General features: G+C 51.7%; 3 protein-coding genes and 3 tRNA genes. All 6 read left to right on the forward strand.

The annotated features are described in order from the left end of the window. Positions 1-771, forward strand: a 771-nt coding sequence (locus NA619_RS24840) for a biotin--[acetyl-CoA-carboxylase] ligase (RefSeq protein ID WP_255964429.1), incomplete at its 5' end; no start/stop codon positions are given. After that, a complete protein-coding gene (locus NA619_RS24845) occupies positions 761-1,504 on the forward strand; it encodes a type III pantothenate kinase (protein WP_255964430.1) in 744 nt (247 codons plus the stop codon). The genes NA619_RS24840 and NA619_RS24845, both read left to right, overlap by 11 nt. Positions 1,505-1,514: 10 nt before the next feature. Beyond that, positions 1,515-2,186, forward strand: a complete 672-nt coding sequence (locus tag NA619_RS24850) for an SPOR domain-containing protein (RefSeq protein WP_255964431.1) — start codon at positions 1,515-1,517, stop codon at positions 2,184-2,186. A 133-nt stretch (positions 2,187-2,319) separates the two neighbouring features. Beyond that, positions 2,320-2,404 (forward strand) — tRNA-Tyr (locus tag NA619_RS24855). 24 nt (positions 2,405-2,428) lie between these two features. Beyond that, positions 2,429-2,502, forward strand: a tRNA-Gly gene (locus NA619_RS24860). 23 nt (positions 2,503-2,525) lie between these two features. Then, a tRNA-Thr gene (locus tag NA619_RS24865) sits at positions 2,526-2,601 on the forward strand. Positions 2,602-2,686 lie beyond the last annotated feature (85 nt).

The raw sequence follows: 2,686 nt of genomic DNA on the forward strand, positions 1-2,686 counted from the left end.
CAGATCCGTGATATGGCCGATCGTCTGGGCTGGGATGTTTATATTCGCGAGACGATAGACTCCACTAATGCCGAGGCATTGAGGCTTCTTCAATCCGGGATGAATCCTCCGTTCTTAGTATTAGCCGAGCATCAAGCGACTGGGCGAGGGCGAAGAGGGCGCGTGTGGGTGAGCCCGTTTGCCCAGAACATCTACTATACGTTGGCGTTAAAAGTAACGAATGGCTCGCAAGGACTTGCGGGCATAAGCCTGGTTGTGGGGCTTGCCGTCCTGAATGCACTGCGAAGCGTTGGTGTAGAAAAAGCCGGTGTTAAGTGGCCGAATGATATTTATGCCGACGGCGTGAAGATAGCCGGGATTCTGTTGGAGCTCACAGGAGATCCGGCGGACATCTGCCACGTTATAATTGGTATCGGGATCAACGTAAATATGAGCCATGCCATTGAGCGCGTAGATCAGCCCTGGACATCGGTAAGGGCGCAAAAAGGTGCTTTGACTGATCGAACCGAGTTAGTGAATGTGGTGAGCGAGTCCTTGCATAATTATCTGAGCGTCCATGCTCGCCTCGGTTTTTCGAGTCTGAAGGATGAGTGGCAGGAGAATCATATATGGCAGGGGCAGCGGTGCATCTTGAGCACCGGAGCGCAGCAGTTCAAGGGGGTAGTGAGCGGGATAGATGAGCAGGGTGCTCTTCGGCTTGTTATCAATGACGAAACAGAACAGCTATTTAGTGGCGGGGAACTTAGCTTGAGGCTCGACCATGATTCTTGAGCTTGACTGCGGAAATAGCTACATAAAATGGCGAATCGTTGATGGGCTCTCTGAGCTCCTGGCCGCGGAAGGTATTGCAAGTCATGCGCTGGAGCTAGTTGACGATCTGCGTGGTAGGGAGCTAATGGCCGCCATTGATCGATGTCGGATGGTGAGCGTGAGAGGGGATTTAGAAACTGCCGAAATTATCAATACGCTTACTGATGCCCTTCGCGTAAAAGTGGATAGCGCTTCTCCGCTAAGCAATGCCGGAGGCGTGATCAACGGATACCATGACCAGCAGCGTCTTGGCGTGGATCGCTGGCTAGCAATTATAGCGGCGTATGATCTGTGCAAGCGCGCATGCTTAGTTATCGATCTAGGAACCGCAATTACAGTTGACCTCGTTGCGCAGGATGGTTTGCATCTGGGGGGTTATATTGTTCCAGGAGCTGCGCTGCTAAGGGGGCAGCTGCTCGCTCATGCCCGGCGTATTCAGTATGACGTGGCAGAGTCCTCACTTGCTTTAAGTGATCTTTCACCTGGCCGAAGTACCGCTGAAGCAGTCGAGCGCGGATGTCTAATAATGGTGCGCAGCTATATAGCTACTCAAATGGAATACGCTGAATTTTATCTAGGTAAGGATTTTACGACGTTTGTCACCGGTGGTGATCTGGCCCTGGCTAGCGATCTATCGTCCGTGTTATGCGTTCCTGATCTTGTTTTCCGAGGGCTGGCTAAGGCCTGCCCTTGAAGAGGTATTGATGCGCTGGCTCTTCCTGCTATTGATCATGCTTAACTTGTTATTAGGCCTGTATCACCTAAACAAGCCACCTGTTGAAGACCGTGCCTCTGGTGCCGTAAGAGATCAGCCAAACGAGCCCGACATCAAATTGTTGAGTGAGGCACGAACTCTCCCCCCCAAGCAGTTAGCGCGGGAAGCGGAAAATACTTGCTTGCATCTTGGTGGCTTTGACGAAGAAACAGTCGCTTTGGATGTCGAGCAGCGCCTACTAAGTCTAGATATCGACTCTAGGGTCGAAACTGTAGATGAGGCGGCCGGAGTTGATTACTGGGTATATCTTCCTCCTCTGGTCTCCAGGCAGGCGTCCTTGCGGCAGCTTCGGGAGCTGCAATCGAGAAATATTGATAGCTACATAATTACGATCGGGGATTTGTCTAACGGCATATCACTTGGGATATTTTCGCGTAGGGATTCAGCGGAAAGCGTGGTGAAGCGGCTGCAACTGGTCGACTACGAGGCGTCGATCCGCGAGTTGCCGAGAACCCATCGTCGTTATTGGGTGGTTATCGCCGGCGCAAGCCGACAACTGTTGACTGACGTACTGCTTGCAGGGCTCGTCGCAGACTTTCCTGATCTTGAGCATCGACAAATGCCTTGCTCAGGCGTTGCATCTTCAAAAGACTTTACATAGAATGGCGCCCGCTTCGAGGTTGATGTCATTTATGGTGTTACTCGAAGCGCTGTCACGGAAGCTAAGCTCAGGTTTTTAAATGAGAAATTGCTTGACAGCATAGGGGCAAGCATTGAAAATGCCGCCTCGTTCTGGAGGGGTTCCCGAGCGGCCAAAGGGATCAGACTGTAAATCTGACGTCATCGACTTCGAAGGTTCGAATCCTTCCCCCTCCACCAGATTTAGGCGATAACCAAAGCTTAGCGGGTATAGTTTAGTGGTAGAACCTCAGCCTTCCAAGCTGATGATGCGGGTTCGATTCCCGCTACCCGCTCCATGTTTTGGTTGTGCGAAAGACGCGCTCATGTAGCTCAGCTGGTAGAGCACACCCTTGGTAAGGGTGAGGTCAGCGGTTCAAATCCGCTCATGAGCTCCAATACCCAAAGGCAGATATGCGAATATCTGCCTTTGTTTTAATGGTGGCGTGACTAGCTCAATTCAACGATGGGAGACGGTCTCGA

The sequence above is a fragment of the Stutzerimonas stutzeri genome, assembly GCF_024448895.1.
GTDB classification, from domain to species: Bacteria; Pseudomonadota; Gammaproteobacteria; order Pseudomonadales; family Pseudomonadaceae; genus Stutzerimonas; species Stutzerimonas stutzeri_Q.

Bases quoted from the DNA above. Each gene is read 5' to 3' on its own strand.
- NA619_RS24850 (WP_255964431.1), top strand. From the start codon at position 1,515: ATGCGCTGGCTCTTCCTGCTATTGATCATGCTTAACTTGTTATTAGGC.
- NA619_RS24845 (WP_255964430.1), top strand. From the start codon at position 761: ATGATTCTTGAGCTTGACTGCGGAAATAGCTACATAAAATGGCGAATC.